This is a genomic window from Methylobacterium sp. J-118 (assembly GCF_057836565.1).
On record NZ_JBYQFA010000001.1, the window covers coordinates 2,568,330 to 2,589,013 of the forward strand.

A 20,684-nucleotide genomic window follows, 5' to 3' on the forward strand; every position below is an offset into this window, starting at 1 on the left:
GTCCGCATGTGTCCCCATCTTCATAGCTTTGGTTCGGGTGTCTCCTCGCCTCGTCGGCATGAGCCGGCGAGGAGACAGACGATGGGACACTCAGCACACGATCCGGCCACGAAAGGGCGGCCGGCCTGGAACGCGGGCCGCAAGCTCGGCGCCAAACGAGCCCTTAAACCTCAGCAGGTCTAGGCCATCCGATTCTGGCTCGACCGCGAACGGCGCACGCGCGACCGGGCAATGTTCGACCTTGCCATCGAGAGCAAGCTGCGCGGCTGCGACATCGTCAAGCTTAAGATCGGCGAGCTCGTCAGCGGCAATCGCGTCCGTAGCCGCGCCATCGTCATCCAACGCAAGACCGGTCGACCAGTGCAGTTCGAATTGCTCGAACCTGCACGTACCAGCATCCTCGCATGGCTAGAGGCCAGGGGTGGAACGCTCGAGGACTATGCTTTTCCGAGCCGGCTCGACGGCGTCACGCACATCAGCACCCGGCAGTATGCTCGCCTGGTCGATGAGTGGGTCACGGGCATCGGGCTGCGCAGCAAGGACTACGGAACCCATTCCCTGCGTCGCACGAAGGCGTCGTTGCTCTACAAGCGGACGGGCAACCTGCGTGCCGTCCAGATCTTGCTCGGTCACACCAAGATCGAGAGCACGGTCAGGTACCTCGGTGTCGACGTCGAAGATGCCTTGACCTAAGCCGAAGGCACGAAGATTTGAGCGTTCGGCCCCTCGGCTTCAGTGTCGAGGGGCTTTCAGAGCAGCCCGGCAGAAAAGCGCCCATCTCGGTCATCCGACTGCCATCGGCAGCATCTCCGAAGCGGACATGGGGCAAGGCCGAGCGCCGTCTCGCCTGCGATACGGGGTTGACGCGATGATGTGACTTCTCTGCTTCGCCCGGGCGCCGAACCCGTTTGCAATTGATGCTCGAGATTTGGCGCGGATCTTGGGCGCAAGCCGCACCGATCAGGGGTTTATCGCGTCAGCCTCGAGGAAGGCCCGCACGGTGTCGCGGAGAAAGGCGGCGTCGGCCGCGTTGGCCGCGGGATTGCCGGCGCGATGGCCCCAGACGCTCGGGATCGGCCGCAGGACGGCCTCGCGCAGGTGCGGCAGCTCGGCGGCGTTGTCGGCGATGCGGAAGTAGAGATCGGTCTCGCCCGGCATCAGCAGCAGGCGGGCCGTGATCGCACCCAGCGCCCGTGCGAGGTCGCCGCCGAAGCGCGGGGCGCGGCTGATGTCGCCCGCCTCCCAGGTGCGGAGCTGCGCGTACAGGTCGGCCGCCGGGCGGCGAGCGAAGCGCTCCTCCCAGTCGGTGCACAGGAAGGTGTCGAGGTCCGGGGCGCCGAGGGCGGTGCGGTGCAGGTCGGCCCGGTAGAAGTCCTGGCTGAGCGCCCAGCCCGCGTAGATGCGTCCGAAGGCCCGGAGCGCGGCGGCGGGCTCGGCCGAGAAGCGGCCGGCGCCGCGATGCTCCGGCGCGGCCTCCAGCACCGCCATCAAACCCTTCAGGAACACGCGGTTGTGTGTGGCGGTCCGGGCGCTGCCGCAGTTGATCACCGCCCGGGCGATCTGCTCGGGAAACAAAGCCGCCCAGTGATAGGCCTGCTGCGCTCCCATGGACCAGCCGTAGACCGCGTGCAGGTGTTCGATGCCCCAGGTCTCTGCGAGCAGGCGGCGCTGAGCGTGGACGTTGTCCCAGGCGGTGACGAGGCCGGGCCAGTCCGGCGTGTTCGACGGGCTCGACGACAGGCCGTTGCCGAACATGTCCGGGATGACGATGAACCAGCGGCCCGGATCGAGCACGCCGTCCGGGCCGATCAGCCATTCGAGGTCGGGGTGCTGGGCCGCGTAGCTCGTCGGATAGAGCACGACGTTGTCGCGCTCGGACGAGAGGGTCCCGTGCGTCTTCCAGCGCAGATGCGCACCCGGCAGCACGGCGCCCGACTGAAGCGGCAGGTCACCGAGCGCGAAGGTACCGGTGCTTGTCGGCCATCCGGTCACGGGCGCAGCGTCCGGACGAAGCCGACATGCCATTTCGCGTAGCCGCGCTGGAGCACGACGAGCCGCTCACGCATCGCCGCGTGGGCGTCCGGCAGGCGATGGAACGGGATCGACGGGTAGAGGTGGTGCTCGGTGTGGAACGGCATGTTCCACATGAGCAGACGCATCAGGCTGTTGGTCAAGGTCGTGCGGGTGTTGGTCAGACCGTTGTCGTCCATCGTGCAGAGCGTGTGCTCGGTGAGCAGGTAGAGCCGCAGGAACGGCTGCCCGAGGAGCTGAGGCCCGATCCAGAACACCAGGGGCGCCCACCAGCCGATCAGCACCATACCGAGAACCGAGACGCCGAGCAGGACAGCGCACATCACTCTGAGCGACCGGATGATACGCGGCGCGGCGCGCTCCGTGATGAACGGGTAAGCCGAGAGGTCGCCGCGCAGGCCGGCTGCAGCCACTTGGAGGCGGGTGCGCCAGTAGGGCAGTGCCATCACGCGCCAGACATAGGCGTCGAGGGTTGAAGGTGGCAGCAACGCGAGTTCGGGATCGTGCTCGGGATCCTGCGTGTGGCGGTGGTGGGCGAGGTGGAAGGCCGTGTAGAAGTGCCAGTTCAGGAGCGACGGGCAAGCGACCAGCCAGCCGGCGACGGCGTTGGCCCGGCGCGAGCGGAACGCGGTCAGGTGGATGGTCTCGTGGATCGGCGCGAACAGCGCCGATTGCACGATGCCTAGCAGCATCATGGCGGGCAGCAGCGTCCACGGTCCGGAGCGCCAGACCAGCCAGCCGAAGCCGGCCAACATCAGGACATGCGCGCCGAGGCGCATCGCACCGCGCAGGTCTGAGCGCTGCGACAGCGCCTTCACCTCCGCGCCCGTCAGAATCCGTCCGCTCGCCGAAGCCATGGATCTCCCCGAGAGTTGCAGGCGCCTCGAAAGACACACGGCTGCTGCATCATCCGTGCCGGTGCCGCCGGCCCTTGTTGCTGAACCGGCGGACACGCTCAGGCGGTCAGCGCCTCGGGCGCCGACGCGTCGAGCCCGCAGAACAGGCTGCGGCCCGGCATCGCGGCCACGAGGCCGCGGGTGTAGGGGTGCTCGGGCGCGGCGAAGATCGCAGCGGCTGGACCCGTCTCGACGATCCGGCCCTGCTGCATCACCGCGACCCGATCGGCGAACCAAAGCGGTGATCGCTCGATGTAAGCAGCCGCATCGAGGCGATGTCTGTGGTCTCGCTTACGGCGCCAAGCCCATGAAGTCCCGCATCGGAGCGGGATCTGTCCGGAGAGCGGAGGCCCGCCCCTCGTAGACGACGTGGCCGTTGTTGAGGCCGTAAACCCGGTCGGCGAAGCTCAGGACCGCTGCTACGTTCTGCTCTACCACGACGATCGTGCGCCCTTCCGCGGCCAGACGCTTCGTCAACACGATCAGATCCTGAACGATCAGCGGCGCCAGCCCCTCGAAGGGCTCGTCGAGGAGGAGGATGCGCGGGTCGCGGACCAGGGCGCGGGCGATCGAGAGCATCTGCTGCTCGCCCCCCGAGAGGGTGCGCCCCCGCGAGGTGCGTCGCTCCTTGAGCCGGGGGAAGATCTCCCAGATCCGATTGAGGGGCCACGCCTTGGGGGCGGTCAGGCGCGCGACGCGGAGGTTCTCCTCCACGGTCAGGCCGCCGAACACCGCGCGCTCCTCCGGCACTAACTGCATGCCAACACGAGCGATCTTCGAGGGCGGGAGCCCATGGATCGGCTGGCCGTCGAGGCGGATCGTGCCCTTCCTGGGGCTGAGCACGCCCATGAGGGTGCGCAGCGTCGTGGTCTTGCCCGCGCCGTTGCGGCCGAGCAGGGCCACGACCTCGTTCTCCTCCACTCGCAGGGAAACGCAGAATAGGACGTGGGAATCGCCGTAGAGGGTGTCGATCCCCTGGACTTCGAGCAGGCTCATGCGGCGCTTCCCATTGTGGCACCGGCTTCCGCCGGGCCGGCACCGAGATAGGCGCGCTGGACGGCTGCGTCCCGGCGCACGGAATCGGTTGGGCCGTCGGCCAGGAGGCGGCCCTCACACAGCACGGTGATCCGCTCGGCGAGGTTGAAGATCGCGTCGAGGTCGTGCTCGACCACGACGACCGTGCAAGCCTTCGCGATGCGCCGGATCAGAGCGCAGGTCGCCGCCCGCTCCGACAGGCTCATGCCGGCCAAGGGTTCGTCGAGGAGCAGCACGTTCGGGCTGGTGGCGAGCGCCATGCCGATTTCCAGCCGTCGCTTCTCGCCATAGGCCAGGACGCTCGCCGGGGTGCCAGCCCGCTCGCCGAGATCGAGAAGGTCCATCAGGGTCGCGACCTGCGCCTCCACCTCGAGGTGTCCGTCGGCGGGGGCGATGAGATCCAGGCGGAAGCCGCCCCGCGCCCGCGCCAGCGCCGCCACCCGCAGGTTGTCCCGCACCGTGAGGTCCAGGAAGAGCTGGTTGAGCTGATTGCTCTTGGCGATGCCCCGCTGGGCCGCCCGGCTCACCCCGCCTCCGGTCAGCCGCTCGCCGAACAGCAGCACCTCGCCCGCGCTGGGGCTCACTTCGTCGGAAAGCATCTTGAACAGAGTGCTCTTGCCCGCCCCGTTCGGCCCAATCACCGCGTGGATGGAGCCCCGGCGCACGATGAAGCTGACGCCGTCCACGGCTTTCAGGCCGCCATAGTGCCGGGCCAGCCCCCGCGCCTCCAGGGCGATCTCCGCATACGCGCTCCGGCCATCCACGGCCGGGCGCGGCATCGGAAGGGCGATCTCGGCCGGGATGGCGGCTGGCCGCGCCTCGCCCGTCGCTTCGATGGCTTCGGTCCGGGCCTGTGCCGCGTACAGGCGAAGGGCCTCCCGGCGGCGATTCCAGAGATGCAGGATCTCGCCGCAGATGCCCCGGCGCAAGCCGATGACGAGCCCGATGAAGGCGAGCCCCAGGACGAGCTTCCAGAGGGGGCCAAGGCCGGGAACGAGTTGCAGATTGTCGCGCAGCCACAGCCACAAGGCCGCGCCGACGAAGGGTCCGACCAGCGTACCGACGCCACCGACGATGGTCTGAACCACGAGCTGCCCCGAGGTCTCCAGAGCGAAGGCATCCGGCGGCATATAACTCTGGAACGGCCCGAGCATCGCCCCGGCAAGCCCGGCATAGAGGGCGGCGATGGTGAAGGCCGCGAGCTTGTAGGCCGGGACGTCGTGGCCAAGCATCGCCACGCGGGCGGTGTTCTCCTTCACTGCCCGTAGGATCAGCCCGACGGGCGAGCGGGCGATGCGGCGGGCCAGGACGAAGCCGAGGAGGAAGGTGACCGCGAGCAGCGTGTACATCGGCAGCCCGGCGGTGATCCGCACCGCACTTGCCCCGAAGCCGATCGTCGGTAGGGGCACCCCGGCTATGCCGTTCTCGCCGCCGGTCCAGTCCGAGAGCGGTGAGTTCTGGAAGAAGTAAGCCATCTGGCCGAAGGCCAGGGTGATCATGGCGAAATAGATGCCGATGCGCCGGACGGCGAGCCAGCCGACGAGGAGCCCGAACAGCCCCGCCGACAACGTCCCGGCCACGAGGGCGAGCCAGACGCTTCCCACCGCACCCGAGACGAGGAGGGTGGCGGCGACGAACCCGCCGGTCCCGTAGAAGGCCGCCTGCCCGAAGGACAGAAGGCCCGCGAGCCCGAACAGGATATCGAGACCGAGGCCGAAAAGGGCCCAGTTGAGCGCCCGGGAGAGCAGGTCGTGCGAGAAGCCGAGCGGCGGCAACAGGACCGGCGCCACCACGAGGAAGGCGGCAAGCGCCAGTTCCGGGAGAAAGCGGCGTAGGACGCGGGCCATCACACGCGGCCCTCCGTGCCGAACAGCCCCTGCGGGCGCGCGACGAGCACGAGGGCCATGAGGCCGTAGAGCATCACCTCGGAATAGGCGGAGCTGAAGGCACTAGTCAGGCTGATGACCTCGCCGGCGATAAGTCCGCCGACCACCGCGCCGGGGAAGGAGCCGAGCCCGCCCAGAACGATGACCACGAAGGATTGTACCATGAAGCTCGCGCCCATGTCGGGGGTCACCGAGACGACCGGGGCGTAGAGCATTCCCGCGAGCCCCACCGCGACGATGCCGATGGCGAAGACGAGGAGGAAGGTGCGGCGCACGTCGATGCCCAGGATGCCGACCATGCCGGCATTCTCTATGCCCGCCCGCACCACGAGGCCGATCGCCGTCCGGTAGAGGACGAGATAGAGGCCGACTAGCAGCGCTGCGACGATGCCGATGAGCTGGAGGCGGTAGGTCGGGTAGACAAGGAAGCCGAGCTTCGTCGCGCCCACGCCCCAGGACGGCACGGGTACCCGCTGGCTGTTGCCGCCGAACCAGGCGCGCAGGGCCTCCACGAGGACGATGCCAATGCCGTAGGTAACGAGAATCTGGTCCTCGTCCGGCCGCGCGTAGAAGTGGCGGATCACCAGCCGCTCCATCGCGCAGCCGATAATCAGCATGACGGCGCAGCCGCCGAGCATCGCCAGCAGGAAGGAATGCGTCGCCGACATCATCACGAAGGCTGTGTAAGCCCCCACGGCGAACAGCGCGCCGTGGGCGAAGTTGAGCACGCCGAGCGTGCCCAGGATGATGGTGAGCCCGCTGGAGACGAGCGCCAGAAGGCTCCCGAGGGCAAAGCCATTAAACGCTTGGGAGAGAAGAACCGCCGTACTGGGCATCGGCACGGTCTCAGGTGTAGGGGCCGAGCTTGCAGCCGAACAGGTCGGGCGGGTTCATCACCGCCTCGCCCTCGACCAGGTCGACGATCTCGTAGAAATCCTCCGGCCCCTTCATCGCGCCGGGGGCCTTGCCCTTCAGAATAGGGATCGGCCGAACCATCTGGTGATCCTCGGCGCGGTAATAGACGCGGCCGATGGTCGAGTCGTAGGGCTGGCTCTTCGATGCTTCCATCGCCCTAGTGATGTCGACTGGGTTGAACCCGCCGACGCGTTCGACGGTGAGCGCCCAGAGATAGGTCTGCATGTAGGCGATGTGCGCGCCCCAACGCGGGTGATACTTGTTCTTCTCGAAGAAGCTCGCCACGAAGGTCTTGGCCAGTGAATAGCGGTCCTCCAGCGTCCACCAGAAATCACAGGAGCCGTAGACGCCCTGCATCAGCTCGGCACCCAGCTCCTTGTCCTGGAACGAGGACAGGTTCGGCACCACAAGCTTCATGCTCGACAGGACACCGAACTGCTCGGCCTGCTTGGTCGAGGCGACCGCATCGGCCCCGAAGCAGATGTTCACGAAGACGTCCGCGCCGCTATTGGCGATGTTGAGGAGAGCCGAGCTGTAATCGGCGGTGCCGAGCGGCACGGTCTCCTTCAGCACCTGCGTCCAGCCCGCCTCCTTGGCGAATTTCGCAAAGGAATCGTAGACCGTCTGGCCGTAGGTGTAGTCCGGCACCAGGAAGGCCATCTTGCGCTTGGGTCCGAGGGCCTTGGCGACTACCGGGGCCAGTGCCTTGGCCGCCATGTAGGCATTCTGCTGCGAGCGGAAGCCGTAGCGCTGGCAGTTCTTGCCAGTGACGTCGTTCGAGCCGGCGATACCGACCATGTAGAGGACCTTGTCGCGGCTCGCGAGCTCTTCGAGGGCGATGGCCTCGGAACTGCTCACTGAGCCCGAGAACTGGATCGCCTTGTCCCGCTGGATGAACTGCGTCGCCGCCTGCACCGCGACGTTGGGTTTCCCCTCTGTATCGGCGACCTTGTAGCGGATCTGGCGCCCGAGCACGCCCTTGCCCTTGAGGCCCCAGGCGGCCGGGATCTCCCCGCCCGCATTGATCTGCGCGATGGCGAGTTCGTAGCCGAGCTTCAGGTCGTTCCCGTCACCGGAGAACACGCCGGTCAGCGGCATGGTCAGGCCGACGAAGACGGAGTCGGCGCCGACACCCTCTGGGAAGGTGCCGATCGCGGCGGGCGTCTGCGCGCGAGCCAAGCTCGGCAGCATCAGTCCGGCGGCGCCCCCGAGGAGCAGCTTGCGACGGTCGAACATTATAGCACATCTCCGCTCGGGCAGGGGTCGAGGCAACGCTCAGCAAGTCATGCGCCGTCGCCGGGAACAGGCGCGGGAACACTCGCCGGCGGCTGGGCGAAACCGGGATCGCGAAAGGCCGCGGGGGCGAGGCGGCGGCGGTTCACCGTGAGGTCGAACACGTCGAAGCGGTTGTAGTAGCCGACCACGTCGTGGACCTTGTCGCGGCTCGCGAGCTCTTCGAGGGCGATGGCCTCGGAACTGCTCACTGAGCCCGAGAACTGGATCGCCTTGTCCCGCTGGATGAACTGCGTCGCCGCCTGCACCGCGACGTTGGGTTTCCCCTCTGTATCGGCGACCTTGTAGCGGATCTGGCGCCCGAGCACGCCCTTGCCCTTGAGGCCCCAGGCGGCCGGGATCTCCCCGCCCGCATTGATCTGCGCGATGGCGAGTTCGTAGCCGAGCTTCAGGTCGTTCCCGTCACCGGAGAACACGCCGGTCAGCGGCATGGTCAGGCCGACGAAGACGGAGTCGGCGCCGACACCCTCTGGGAAGGTGCCGATCGCGGCGGGCGTCTGCGCGCGAGCCAAGCTCGGCAGCATCAGTCCGGCGGCGCCCCCGAGGAGCAGCTTGCGACGGTCGAACATTATAGCACATCTCCGCTCGGGCAGGGGTCGAGGCAACGCTCAGCAAGTCATGCGCCGTCGCCGGGAACAGGCGCGGGAACACTCGCCGGCGGCTGGGCGAAACCGGGATCGCGAAAGGCCGCGGGGGCGAGGCGGCGGCGGTTCACCGTGAGGTCGAACACGTCGAAGCGGTTGTAGTAGCCGACCACGTCGTGGAACTGCTTCGGCTCGATGCAGGCCGCGAGATCGATCTCGCCATAGAGGATCCCCTCCTCCTGCAGCACCTCGCCGATCTGGGAACCGGTCGGATCGAGGAAGAACGAGGCCGCACGCGGGGTCCCTTCCAGCACCTCGGCGGCGCGGGGATCGCAGGCGGCGATGGTGTCAAAGGCTTTGCGGTCGAGCACACTGGCGGTGATGAGGCCGAAGACCTTGGCCTCGAAGCAATGGGCGCCCGCCCGGAGCCGGTTGGCGGCGAGATTGTCGTAATTGCCCCCGCCCGACGGTCGACGCGTCGGCCAGACCGGCGGCCAGGACGAGATGTGGAACTGCTCGCCCTGCGCCATCAGGCTGTATCGGGCGAGTGGGTTGGTGTTCTCGCCGCAGATGAGCTGGCCGATCCGGCCGATGGAGGTCTCGACCACCTTCAGGCCCGCCCCGTCGCCTGCCGCCCAGATCAGCTTTTCGTAGAAGGTCGGGACGAGCTTGCGGTGATGGTTGAGGATGTCGCCGCTCTCGCCGATCAGCAGGTTGCTGTTCCACAGGCAGGCGACGCTCACAGGCGAACGCTCGCTCAGGCCGATGGAGACGACGATCCCCGCAGCCTTCGCGGCCTCGCGGATGAGGGCAACCTCCGGCCCGTCGATCACGACCGACTGGTTGGCCATGCGGGCGAACAGGTCGTGGTTGTCGATCGGCGCTGCCAGAGCGGCCCAGATCGGGAAGGCCGGGATGAATGTCTCCGGGAAGGCGACGAGGGCCGCCCCGGCCCTGGCCGCCTCGTGGATCAGCGAGACCGCCTTGTCCGTCGTCGCCTTCGCGTCGAGGAAGACGGGGGCTGCGTGAATGGCGGCGGCCTTGAAGCGGGGATGCATGGGATGCCCTTTCCCGGCCGAGCTTAGGCAGCGTGGCCGCCGCTTGAAGCGGGCAATTCCGCAAGCACCCTTGCATGCATCCCGAGCCGCCGAGGTGGCGCGACTCTTGCGCCGCGCAGGCTCATGCGTGCCCTCGATCAGCTCGATTGGGATGACCTGAAGGTCTTCGTCCATGCCGCCCGCGGCGGCAGCCTCGCTGGTGCCGCCAAGCGGCTAAGGGTCGATCAATCGACGGTCAGCCGCCGCATCGCGCATCTCGAATCCGCGCTCGGCGTCTCCCTATTCGAGCGCGTGCCATCCGGCCTGCGCCTGAGTGAGGCCGGTCAGCGACTGCTCGGCCATGCGGAGCGGGTGGAGAGCGCCATTATCGCCATGGAGGAGGAAGTCACCCCCGGTTCTGGACAGGCCGGGGGCCGCGTTCGGCTCGCGACGATGGAGGGCATCGCTTCCCTCTACCTCGCCGAGCGTTTCGTGCGCCTGCACGAAACGCATCCCGACCTCACCGTCGAGTTGTTGACATCGCCCCAGACAGTCTACGTGAACCGCCGGGAGGCCGACCTCTTCCTGAGCTTCTTCAAGCCGCCTGGGCAGGCGCTCGTCTCCGCCCGGATTGGCCGCTTCCGGCTCGGGCTCTACGCCTCACCGGGCTACCTCGACCGAGCGGGAACGCCGCGATCCATCCAGGATCTGGAGCGCCACGCCTTTGTCACCTACGTCGAGGACCTCGTGCAGGTCGATTGCGTGCGGTGGCTCGACGAGATCATCGCGGATCGGCGTACCGTGTTCCACTCGACGAGCATGATCGCGCAGAAGCAGGCGGCCGCCGGTGGGCTCGGCATCGTCCTCCTCCCGAGCTTCGCGGTTGCCGGACGCGACCTTCTGGTCCCGGTACTCCACGATGACTTGTCGACGACCCGAGATCTCTGGCTCAACGTCCACACCGACCTGCAATTCTCGCCCCGCATCAGGGCGGTCTCGGACTTCTTGAAAACCCTGTTCCGCTCCGACCCCTCGCTGCAAGTCAATCTTCGGCTTCCGCAGCCGGTCTAAATTTTGGGATCAGCGAAGTATTAGACGGACTGTCCTTAAACTGCCCGGGCAGCATAATTCTTTAATACGAGAGATAGCTCTTAAATATTACTCGATGTGCATACAGAGAGATTGATGCAGGGCCAATCAACGTCTTTGTGTTTGAGTATATGTGCTTTTGCACTACACCTTCCATTCCGATGGGAATGTCCGCTTTGGGGAGCCGCGCCGATCATTTCCTGTGACCGGGTTGGGTCGGAACCGGGATGGCCGCTGCGGGCGGAAAGCGGACTTTCAGAGCCTAGTGACCTACCTCGAACTCCACTTCGACCTGGCCACCTGCAGCGAGATGGCGCAGGCGCAATGTTGCCGGAGCGCTTGTGGTCTCCAGTGTCGAGAACTTGACTTGAGGCGCGTTCGGCCCACGCCAAGTCAAGTTGGGCGCACTGGAATGGTCCTCGAAGGTCGCGCACGCGCCTGCGAACACGAGGTTCTGGTCGTCCGCTAGGCGGTCGTTCGATACCGCCGCCGGGACGACGAATACGCGGTTGTAGCAGAAGGGCGCGATAGCCCCGCCACCGTTCCAGGACGCTAGGACCACACTGAATGAACCATCTGGCGAGGCGACGACAGTCAGGTTGTCCGGCGCAGACGGTTCGCTTGGCAGTGAAGGCCAGACCCAACCCCACGACGGTGCCGAGCCCGATGAGTATGAGGGCGCTCGCCAAAATTCGAACCGCGAGCCTAACCATGTCGGCCTCCGAGCGACCCATTCAGGTGAGCCGCCGCTCATACTCGCATACGCAACCTGAAGGTCTGCCAAGGGTGGATAGGCGCCGGTCCGCTTTCGGGCGACTTCTCGCGGATGCGGACGCTCAGAGAGCGGGAAAGGCAGGCCTGTTAGCCGCGTTTCCCGCCGCACAAGATACAGCCCGTTGACAATGTCTTTCACGCGTGAATGATTAAAGTCTGAATGGAGCAGCGGCCAGTGGCAACGTCGACGAAGCAACGCGGCCTGCGGCTGGACGACCAGCTCTGCTTCGCCCTCTACGCCGCTACGAACTCGGTCGTGCGCGCCTACAGGCCGCTACTGGGCGAGTTCGGGCTGACCTACCCGCAGTACCTCGTCATGCTGGCGCTCTGGCAGGATGGCGTGACGGCAGTGCACGACCTCGCCGCCCGCCTGCAACTCACGTCCAGCGCGATTACGCCCTTGGTCGACCGGCTGGAGGCGGCTGGCTTCGTGATCCGGACCCGCGCCGCGGACCGGCGCATCGTCCTCGTCGCCCTGACGGAGGCGGGCCGCTTGCTGGAGGACCAAGTCGCGACGGCACAGCAGGCCGTGGTCTGCCGTACCGGCCTCGGCGACCGCGAGCTCGCCGACCTGCGCCAGGAGTTAAAGGATCTCGCTGACCGCGTCGCCGCAACGGGCTGAGAATGCACGGCGCGCAGGTGGGCGGATGATGCGCCCCGAGTGGGCGAACTGAAACCGCGAGGGTTCGACGCCGGCCTGGCCGACGACCCACGCGGACCAATCGAGGGCCATGCGCAACTGCAGGTGCCTTCCATGCTGTCGGCTCGCGATGAGCCGGACGATGCTCGCACGCCATGCGGGTCGAACACGAGGAGGAGATATGGACGCGCAAGCGACCGGGGACCCGGGGGGCGGACAGCCCTGGGGACCCCACCATACGGTGACGGTGGTCGATCCGTCGCCGGTGAACTGGCTCTCCATCACCTGGAACACGATGGAGGAGGCCAACCGCGTCGATCACGACGGCATCGGCCAGCCGAGCCTCGCCGAGAGCTGGCGCTGGCTCGATGGCGAGATCCTCGAACTCAAGATGCGGGACGCAGTCTATCAGGACGGCGAGCCCTTCAACGCCGCGATGTTCAAGCTCGGGTTCGACAAGGTCCAAGAATGGACCAACCCGCACCCGCCGGGCGCCTTCCTGAACTTCGCCCGGGACGTGACCTGCGAGGCGGTGGACGACCGTACCATCCGCATGCGCTTCCCCGGCGGTGATTCTGCGGCGCTGATGAAGCTGCGCGGCATGCACCTGCCGTCGACGCGCTTCTGGAATGAGTGGGGTTTCGTCGACCCGAAGACGGGGTCGGCAGAAGGTCATTGGTGAGTGATCGACGCGCCTGGTCCGTGGGGGACTGGCCCGTTCGTGCTCACCGAGGGCGTCTCGCTCATCGATAGCCGCTCCGACCGCGTGGTCATGGAGCCCAACCCGACGTACTGGAACCCGGCCCGCAGGCCGACGGTCCGGATCGTCTACGACAACGTCATCGGCAAGGCCGAGGGCATCAAGTCGGTCGCGGCCGGTGACGGCCGGGTCGACGTGGTGTTCGATCTGACGCCGGACGAGGCGCACGCCTTCCCGGCAAGCGAGCACGGCAGGATCCAGACGAAGAAGGCGAAGACGATCCTGACGGGCGTCTTCAACGAGAACCGTCCGGACTCGCCCTGGCGCAACCCGGAGGCCCGCCGGGCGCTCAACCTCGCCATCGACCAGGCCTTCGTGCTGGAGCACGGGGCGCATGGCTACGGCACGGTGATCCCGGCCTTCATCCAGCCCGGGCGCTACGGAGCGGACCCGGACATGAAGCCGATGCCGCACGACCCCGAGGGTGCCAAGCGCACGCTCGACGGCCTGGGCCTCGGGGGACGGGAATTGGTCTTCGTCGCCTCGCCCGCCTGGAAGGGCGTGGTGGACGCCATCGGCCAGTGCCTCGCCAAGGTCGGCATGGGCTGCCGCTTCGTCAGCGCCAAGGATGAGCCGCCGGCGGAGTTCGACGTCAAGCTCGAATGGTACTTCGACTGGACGCCGCAATATCCGGTGGCCTGCGTGCACCGGGAGTTCTTCGGACGTGACGCGACCCTGCGCCAGGGTCCGGAGGATCCGAAGTTCGACGCCCTCTACGAGAAGCTCTTGCATACGCCGGAGACCGAAACGGAGGGGGTGGTGCGCGAGGTGGAGCGCTACCTGCAGGACGAGGCCAAGGCCCTGTTCCTGTACTCGCCCTTCACCCTGTTCGCGGTGTCGGACCGGGTAGAGTTCACACCCTACGACACCTGCATGTCCGAACTCGCCGAGACCCGGATCAAGGGTTGATGCCTTCGGGCTGAAGTAAACGCCGGCGCGGGGTGACCCGCGCCGGTCCTTCGCGTCAAATGCCGCTCGGTCGAGGGACAAGATGATCGTCGCGACCGCCGGGCACATCGATCACGGCAAGACGGCCCTAGTGAAGGCGTTGACGGGGGTCGATGCCGACCGGCTGCCGGAGGAGAAGGCCCGGGGCATCACCCTCGACCTCGGCTTCGCCTACGCGCCGAGGAACGGTCGCCTGCGGGTCCCGCTAGGCTTCGTTGACGTGCCGGGCCACGAACGCCTGGTGCGCACCATGGTGGCGGGCGCCACCGGCGTGTCCTGCGCGCTTCTAGTGGTCGCCGCCGACGACGGGGTGATGCCGCAGACGCGCGAGCACGCTGCCATCCTCGACCTTCTCGGCCTGGACCGCGGCGTCGTCGCGGTGACGAAGTCCGACCGCGCCGATCCAGAGCGCGTCGTGGCGGTGGCCGCGGAGATCCACGCCCTCCTCGCCGGAACCGGGCTCGCCGCGGCGCCGGTCGTCGCTTGCTCCGCGCTGACGGGGTCGGGCATCGACGATCTCGCCCGTCGGCTGGAGGCTGCGGCGGGCTCCCACGCCCCGGCAGGTGCGGATCGCGGCTTCCGCCTTGCCGTCGACCGGCGCTTCACCGTGCCCGGTGCCGGCTTGGTCGTGACCGGGGCGGTGCACGCGGGCACGGTGCGGGTGGGCGACCGGCTCCTCGTCTCGCCAAGCGCGCGCGAGGTCCGGGTGCGCGCCGTGCGCGTCCACGATGCGGTGACCGAGACCGCGTGCGCCGGGGAGCGCTGCGCCCTGAACCTGGCTGGTTCTCGCCTTTCGCTCGACGATGTGGGCCGGGGCACGTGGATCTTGGCGCCGGACCTGCACGGGCCGGCGACCCGCCTCGACGTCTCCGTGCGCGTGCTGCCGCACGAGGTTCGCCCCCTGCGCCACCGTACGCCGGTGCATCTCCATCTCGGCGCGGCCGCGGTGACCGGACGGTTGCTGCTTCCCGGGAGCGGATCGGTCGAGCCCGGCGCGTCCGCCCAGGCGGTGATCACGCTCGACCGCGAGGTCGGCGCCCTCGCCGGGGACCGCTTCGTCCTGCGCGACGTCTCGGCCGCGCGCACGCTCGGGGGCGGTCGCGTGATCGACGTGGAGGGACCGCGCCGGGGTCCCTGGACGCTGGAACGCCGGGCTGTTGTCGCAGCCCTCGACACCGCGGACGACGGTCGGGCGCTCCGGGGGCTCCTCGACACCTCCGGGCCCGGGATCGACCTCGCTCGGTTCGCGCGCCTGCGCAACCTGCCCGTGGCGAAGCTGGAAGCACTCGTCGCCGAGGCGGGGGCGGTCGTGGCAGAGGATGGCCCGCGGCTCGCCTTCCAAGGCGAGCGGGTCGCGGCACTGGCCGCGGGCGTGATGTCCGAACTCGCCCGGACCCACATGGCGCAGCCTGACAACCCCGGGCTTACGCGGGACGAAATCGCGTCGACGTTGGAGGCCGGGGACCGTCCGGCCCTCCCAGCCGCCCTCGATGGCCTCGTCCGGACGCAGCAGGTCTTGCAGCGCGGCTCGCTCCTGCACCTGCCCGGCCACACGGCGCGCCTGCGTCCGGCCGACGCCGTCGTCTACGATGGCGTCCGCGCCGTGCTGGAGGAGGCGGGCTTGGACCAGCCCCGCGTTACCGTCCTCGCAGACCGCCTGGACCGCGAACCGGACGATCTCCGCCATCTCCTCGACAAGGCCGGCCGCCTCGGCTGGCTCCAGCGCATCTCGAAGAACTACTACGCGTTGCCGGAGACGGTCGCCGAACTGGCGCGGATCGCGGATGCCGTGGCGCGCCAGCATCCCGAAGGCCTGTTGACCGTCGGGCGCTTCCGCGAGACGGCCGGTATCGGTCGCAACATGACCATGCCGCTCCTCGAGTTCTTCGACGAGCGAGGCTTCACGGTGCGGATCGCGGAGGGACGGCGCATCCGAACCGACTGGCGCGTCCTAGCCCCATCGAACCTGCATGCCCCGCCGCCGGAGGCGCCGGGTTCGGATCCAACGGACTTGCGGGTGTCAGCATGAAGGTGGGGGCGCTTCTCATGGTTCCGGCTTAAGCATCCCGGAACGGGCTCTCGTACAGGGCAGCGTACATCAAGGTATTCCGCGTCCCGCATGAACGACTGCTTTCGGGTTTCGTTCGACCCGAGTCGGATGGCCGGGTTGGGTCCAGGCCGTGTCAAAACGCCGGGAATGGGCTTTGCGCTCGGGTGCCCCCCAATCTTGCGAGAATGGGCGTTCCATCGCTTGGAGCGACCTTTTGTGGTCGAGCGACAATCCGATTGAGTTGAAGGCGCTGTTGTACGGCTTTTCAGTTCCTCAGTGAGCGATCCAAGGCTCTTGCTCAGGCGGGAATGGCATCTAAGAGCTTCCGGCTTCCCAGAATGTTGAGAACACGCTTCAGATTGTAGGCCAGGACCTGAAGTGCCATCTCGGTCGAGACGCGCGGCAACGTCTTAGAGCGCCTAACAGAACGGCACCGAGCGGGGTTTTCAGCGTTGGTTTGGCATGGCCAGACTGCTTCTTCCCGTTGATCTCTGGGATGAGATCGCGCCGCTCCTGCCGCCGCCTCGGCCGCGTCCGAAGGGCGGGCGTCGTCCAATTGAGAACCGGGCCGCACTCACGGGCATCCTGTTCGTGCTGCGCTCGGGGCTGCCGTGGGAAATGCTGCCGGCCGAGATGGGCTGCGGCTCCGGCATGAGTTGTTGGCGGCGACTGCGGGATTGGCAGGCGGCGGGCGTTTGGAGCCGTCTGCATGACGTGTTGCTGGAGCGCCTGCACGCAGCAGGGGAGATCGACTGGAGCCGGGCTTGCCGGGACAGCGCGTCTGTCCCGGCCAAAAAGGGGGGCCTGCCACCGGCCCGAACCCGACGGACCGGGGCAAGGCGGGCACGAAGCGCCATCTCGTCACCGACGCGCGCGGCACGCCGCTCGGCTTCTGCCTGAGCGGTGCCAACCGGCACGACACCGTCATGATGGCGGCCACCCTCGATGCCATCCCGTCTGTGCGGAGCGGTCGGCGCGGACGACCGCGACGCCGTCCGGACAAGCTGCACGCTGACAAGGCCTACGATGCCAGACCTCGCCGCCAGGAGTGCCGAGCGCGGGGGATCGTCCCACGCATCGCACGTAAGGGCATCGAGAGCAGCGAGAAACTCGGTCGTCACCGTTGGGTCGTGGAGCGCACCCACGCCTGGTTCAACCGTTTCCGTCGATTGCCCATCCGCTATGAGCGACGCGCAGACATCTACGAGGCCTTCACGAGCTTCGCCGCCAGCCTCATCACCCTCAACCAGATCAGACGGTTCTGTTAGGCGCTCTTAGTCAGGAAGTGCGTCGCCCCCATCCGCGCCTTCAACGTGCCAAAGGGGTGCTCGACCGTCTCGCGCCGGACCCGCATGGCCAGCGGATCGCCGTCCAACCGGCGCTGCACGGCCTCCAGTACGTCCTCGTGCTCCCACCGTGTCACCCGGCGCTCCTTCCCCGTCGTGCAGTCCGCCTTCATCGGGCAGGTCTGGCAGACGTTCGTCCAGTAACGATGCAGCGTCAGACCATTCTCGACCGAGGTGTGCCAGATCGGCCCGTCCGTGCCGCATCGACGCCCGCAAAGCCGAGCGCGCCGAGTTCCAGGGCCTCCACGAAGGCATCGACGACACGGACAGGGTTGTCCTCAGCAATCCAGTCTTCCAGGCAAGGCGGAAATAGCGTCGTCTGATTGCGCTCGGCACCGACAACAAACCGTCCCATGCCGGCCTCCGGTCGTGCAGAGGAAAGCTGCCACCATCGGAGTTTTGACACAGCCAGGGTCGGATGCGGAACGTCCGGTTCGGAGCGACAGGCCAACGTCCGCTTCCCACCCCGAGCCGAAGTTGCTGGAGGGCTCATCAACGGCCGCTTTGGAGCAGCGCAGCCAGCGGTCTGGGCGGCTGGGTTGGGTCGGGAGCGAGATGGCTGCTCGGGGCGGATCTCTGCAGGTCCACTTTTCGGCTCGCAATGCATCCAAGCGGACGTTGTCGCCAGCCGCTTACACTTCCCAACAGACCTCTCGTAATTTCGTCCGTCACTGTCAGTTCGCATTGGCTCAGGGAAGTTCAGTGACGGTTAGCTCGCTCGAAGGGTCCGCCGCGCCACGAGGCCGAGGGTCGACCCCTGCACGATGATGGTGAACAACACCACGGCGTAGGTCGCCGCCAGGATCGCGGGCTTGGCCTCGCTCTCCGGGATCGAAAGGGCCAGCGCCACCGAGATGCCGCCGCGCACGCCCGCCCAGGTCAGGAACGGCACGTTGCCAAGCGAGAGGTTGCCTCCCCAGCGGAACAAGAGGACAGGCGTCGTGACCGCCACAAGGCGAGCGACGAGCACAATGGGCACTGCGCAGGCTGCCAAGGCCAGCCCGGAGACCTGGAAACGCAGGACGAGCACTTCCAGGCCGATCAGGAGGAACAGGACCGAGTTCAGCACCTCATCGACGAGCGTCCATAGGGTCGAGACGTACTTCTGGGTGTTATCGCTCATCGCGTAGCGCGGGGCGCGCTCGCCGATCAGAAGCCCGGCAGCCACCACCGCGAGGGGGCCGCTCGCCCCGAGCTTCTGCGCGATGGCGTAGGTCCCGGTCACGAGGGCCAGAGTGATCAGCACCTCCACGGGGAAGTCGTCGATGGCCTTCATCGCCCGGTAGGCGACGTAGCCGGTGACGACGCCAAGCAGCATGCCTCCCCCGGCCTCGTGGAGGAGGAGCGTCGCCACCCCGCCCGCGCTCGTCGCCTCGCCGCCCTTGCCGGAGGCGAAGGCGACGAGCACCGTGAACAACACGATGCCGACGCCGTCGTTGAACAGCGCCTCGCCCTGCATCTCGACTTCAAGGGCTTCCGGCACCTCCACGTTCTTCAGGGTAGCCAGCACTGCGACGGGATCGGTCGGGCTGATCAGCGCGCCGAACACGAGAGCCCAGCCCAGCGGCAGCGGGGTGCCGAGCGCCTGTCCCGCCGCCCAGAACGCCCCGCCGACCAGGGCGGTGGAGATGACCGTCCCGAGCAACGCGAGGGTCGCCACCGCCATGGACCGCTCCCGGAGCGCCCGGAGGTCGAGGTTCATTGCGCCGGCGAACAGCAGGAACGCCAGCATGCCGTTCATGACCACGCCGGTGAAGTCGACTTGGTTAAGGACGCCCGTCAGGTCCTGATAGAGATGCTGCGCCGGGAAGGCGACGTCGACGAGCACCAGCGCGAGCGAGGCGAGTAGCCCCATCACGAGCAGGCCGATGCTGTGCGGCATGCGCAGGAAGCGCCGGTTCAGCCAGCCGAACAACGCCGACAACGTCAGCAGCATGGCTGCGAGGTCGAAGATAGAGATCAAGGGCCGTCCTTCCCGCCTGCGGTCATCCGGAACGCCCCATCGTGCCGGTCGTTGCCGGGCTCGGAAGGGGTCGGTCCGCAACGATGAGAGTACGCGTCAAAGCCTGGCTTGAGATCCTCGGCGACATGTTCTGGCTCCGGCCGGCCCTCGTCGTCCTCGGCTGCATCCTGCTGGCCCAGTTCGGGGTCTGGCTGGAAACGGCCCACGTCGCCGGCTTCGACCCCTCCTCGCCGGACACGAACTGGGGCTATTCCGGCGGGGCCGAGGGCGCGCGGGCGCTGCTCAGCGCCATCGCCTCCTCGAACATCGGGGTCGCGGGCACAACCTTCTCCATCACCATCGCCGCCCTGACCCTGGCCTCCGGTCCGATGGGCCCCCGGCTCCTGCGCAACTTCATCCGCGACGGCCGCAATCAGACCGTGCTCGGCATCTTCCTTGGCACCTTCGCCTACGCGCTGATGGTCCTGCGCACCGTGCGGACGGTGGAGGAGGACCCGTTCGTCCCACACCTCGCCATCACCGGCGCCCTGGTCCTAGCGCTGGTCGCGGTCGGCACGCTGGTCTGGTTCGTCCACCACATCGCCACCAGCATCAACATCGAGACCGTGGTCGACGCCGTCCAGCAGGACCTCTGCCGGGCCATCGGGGCCCAAACCCGGGACGAACCCGGGGCCGCCCGTCCCGACGACGCGCCGGTTGGACGGGCCGCGGCTGCGACCGGGGGCGGCTACGTGCAGGCTATCGACGAGGACGCCTTGGCGGACTGGGCCCACGGGCACGGGATCGCGGTCACCCTGCGGGTGCGGCCCGGCGACTACGTACCGAGCGGCATCCCCATCGCGTTATTGTCCGCGCCGGTTGAGGGGGCCGAGGCCGCCATCCTCGACGCGGTGACGCTCGGCCGCCGCCCTGCCGCGCTCCAGGACCCGGAATACTCAGTGCGGCAGTTGGTCGAGATCGCGGTCCGGGCCCTTTCGTCCGGCATCAACGACCCGTTCACCGCCGGCAGTGTGGTGGACCATCTCGGCGACGCCTTATGCCGGATCGCGCCGCGGCATCTGCCGACCGGGGTGACGCTCCGGGATGGCCACGCCGTGCTCGTCCATCCCGTGACGGACTACGTCGGGCTGTGTGATGCCATGTTCCACATGATCCGGCAGAACGCGGCCGGCTCGGTCCACGTGCTCGGTCGGATGCTCGACGTCCTTGCCCGCGTCGCCGAGGTCGAGAGGCGGCCCGACCGGACGGCGGAGCTTTACCGGCATGCCGGTCTCGTTATCGCCGCGGCCCGCCGCGACGTGGCGGATCCGTCCGACCTCGCCGACCTGGAGGACCGCTACAGTCGGTTCGGCGGCGCCGACTCAGTCGGCACCTAGTACGCCCCCTTGTCGGGGATGTTCAGAAGATTGCCGCAGCTTGTCTGCTTTGTGGGATGTC

17 protein-coding genes and 2 pseudogenes are annotated in these 20,684 nt (G+C 67.6%); 7 read left to right on the forward strand and 12 right to left on the reverse strand.

All coding sequences use genetic code 11. The features are described from left to right. The first annotated feature begins 186 nt into the window (after positions 1-186). Positions 187-693, forward strand: a complete 507-nt coding sequence (locus AC3IF3_RS12280; protein WP_489231286.1) for a tyrosine-type recombinase/integrase — start codon at positions 187-189, stop codon at positions 691-693. 267 nt (positions 694-960) lie between these two features. Here AC3IF3_RS12280 and AC3IF3_RS12285 read toward each other — a convergent pair whose 3' ends face one another. The 9 genes from AC3IF3_RS12285 to AC3IF3_RS12325 form a co-directional block, all read right to left on the reverse strand. Continuing rightward, positions 961-1,992 (reverse strand): alpha/beta fold hydrolase, encoded by a 1,032-nt coding sequence (locus AC3IF3_RS12285; RefSeq protein WP_243969398.1) that lies wholly within the window; start codon positions 1,990-1,992, stop codon positions 961-963. Beyond that, entirely contained in the window at positions 1,989-2,888 is a 900-nt protein-coding gene (locus AC3IF3_RS12290) for a fatty acid desaturase (protein ID WP_243969400.1), read from the reverse strand. Before AC3IF3_RS12290 ends, AC3IF3_RS12285 begins: the two co-directional genes overlap by 4 nt. A gap of 98 nt (positions 2,889-2,986) precedes the next feature. Continuing rightward, positions 2,987-3,139: an ABC transporter ATP-binding protein gene (locus tag AC3IF3_RS12295; protein ID WP_489231287.1), complete on the reverse strand. Its 153-nt coding sequence runs from the start codon at positions 3,137-3,139 to the stop codon at positions 2,987-2,989. Between the two features lie 79 nt (positions 3,140-3,218). Then, positions 3,219-3,923, reverse strand: coding sequence for an ABC transporter ATP-binding protein (locus tag AC3IF3_RS12300; RefSeq protein WP_243969401.1), 705 nt, complete (start codon positions 3,921-3,923; stop codon positions 3,219-3,221). Next, entirely contained in the window at positions 3,920-5,809 is a 1,890-nt protein-coding gene (locus tag AC3IF3_RS12305; RefSeq protein WP_243969403.1) for a branched-chain amino acid ABC transporter ATP-binding protein/permease, read from the reverse strand. The genes AC3IF3_RS12300 and AC3IF3_RS12305 overlap by 4 nt, the downstream gene beginning before the upstream one ends. Continuing rightward, a complete protein-coding gene (locus tag AC3IF3_RS12310; RefSeq protein ID WP_243969405.1) occupies positions 5,809-6,684 on the reverse strand; it encodes a branched-chain amino acid ABC transporter permease in 876 nt (291 codons plus the stop codon). The genes AC3IF3_RS12305 and AC3IF3_RS12310 overlap by 1 nt, the downstream gene beginning before the upstream one ends. A 10-nt stretch (positions 6,685-6,694) precedes the next feature. After that, the gene (locus tag AC3IF3_RS12315; protein ID WP_409564827.1) at positions 6,695-8,002 is read right to left on the reverse strand and encodes an ABC transporter substrate-binding protein; all 1,308 of its coding nucleotides are present in this window, start codon (positions 8,000-8,002) and stop codon (positions 6,695-6,697) included. 44 nt (positions 8,003-8,046) lie between these two features. Continuing rightward, positions 8,047-8,625, reverse strand: coding sequence for an ABC transporter substrate-binding protein (locus AC3IF3_RS12320; RefSeq protein WP_489228975.1), 579 nt, complete (start codon positions 8,623-8,625; stop codon positions 8,047-8,049). A gap of 47 nt (positions 8,626-8,672) precedes the next feature. Next, positions 8,673-9,698, reverse strand: a complete 1,026-nt coding sequence (locus AC3IF3_RS12325) for a carbon-nitrogen hydrolase family protein (protein WP_243969409.1) — start codon at positions 9,696-9,698, stop codon at positions 8,673-8,675. 123 nt (positions 9,699-9,821) lie between these two features. On the opposite strand from AC3IF3_RS12325, the gene AC3IF3_RS12330 reads away from it, so the two are divergent. The 5 genes and pseudogenes from AC3IF3_RS12330 (at position 9,822) to AC3IF3_RS12350 (ending at position 17,206) form a co-directional block, all read left to right on the forward strand. Then, positions 9,822-10,748 (forward strand): LysR family transcriptional regulator, encoded by a 927-nt coding sequence (locus AC3IF3_RS12330; protein WP_489216151.1) that lies wholly within the window; start codon positions 9,822-9,824, stop codon positions 10,746-10,748. Positions 10,749-11,715: 967 nt separating this feature from the next. Further along, positions 11,716-12,162, forward strand: coding sequence for a MarR family winged helix-turn-helix transcriptional regulator (locus AC3IF3_RS12335; RefSeq protein ID WP_243969426.1), 447 nt, complete (start codon positions 11,716-11,718; stop codon positions 12,160-12,162). 313 nt (positions 12,163-12,475) lie between these two features. After that, positions 12,476-13,849 (forward strand): annotated as a pseudogene (locus tag AC3IF3_RS12340) (ABC transporter substrate-binding protein). An 82-nt stretch (positions 13,850-13,931) separates the two neighbouring features. Beyond that, positions 13,932-15,917 (forward strand): selenocysteine-specific translation elongation factor, encoded by a 1,986-nt coding sequence (gene selB / locus AC3IF3_RS12345; RefSeq protein ID WP_489228977.1) that lies wholly within the window; start codon positions 13,932-13,934, stop codon positions 15,915-15,917. A gap of 483 nt (positions 15,918-16,400) precedes the next feature. Then, a protein-coding gene (locus AC3IF3_RS12350) for an IS5 family transposase (protein WP_489228979.1) occupies positions 16,401-17,206 on the forward strand; the annotation gives its coding sequence in 2 pieces (ribosomal slippage) (positions 16,401-16,737 and positions 16,737-17,206; 807 coding nt in all). Positions 17,207-17,208: 2 nt separating this feature from the next. Here the strand turns inward: AC3IF3_RS12350 and AC3IF3_RS12355 are convergent. The 3 genes and pseudogenes from AC3IF3_RS12355 to AC3IF3_RS12365 all read right to left on the reverse strand — a co-directional run. Beyond that, positions 17,209-17,463, reverse strand: a pseudogene (locus AC3IF3_RS12355) (transposase); the annotation flags it as partial. Beyond that, positions 17,439-17,639, reverse strand: coding sequence for a hypothetical protein (locus tag AC3IF3_RS12360; protein WP_489228981.1), 201 nt, complete (start codon positions 17,637-17,639; stop codon positions 17,439-17,441). The gene AC3IF3_RS12360 and the pseudogene AC3IF3_RS12355, both read right to left, overlap by 25 nt. 354 nt (positions 17,640-17,993) lie before the next feature. Then, positions 17,994-19,247 carry a cation:proton antiporter gene (locus tag AC3IF3_RS12365; protein ID WP_489228982.1) on the reverse strand — a complete coding sequence of 418 codons (1,254 nt, stop codon included), beginning with the start codon at positions 19,245-19,247 and terminating at the stop codon, positions 17,994-17,996. A gap of 83 nt (positions 19,248-19,330) precedes the next feature. On the opposite strand from AC3IF3_RS12365, the gene AC3IF3_RS12370 reads away from it, so the two are divergent. Beyond that, entirely contained in the window at positions 19,331-20,623 is a 1,293-nt protein-coding gene (locus AC3IF3_RS12370) for a DUF2254 domain-containing protein (RefSeq protein WP_489228984.1), read from the forward strand. The last annotated feature ends 61 nt before the right edge of the window (positions 20,624-20,684 follow it).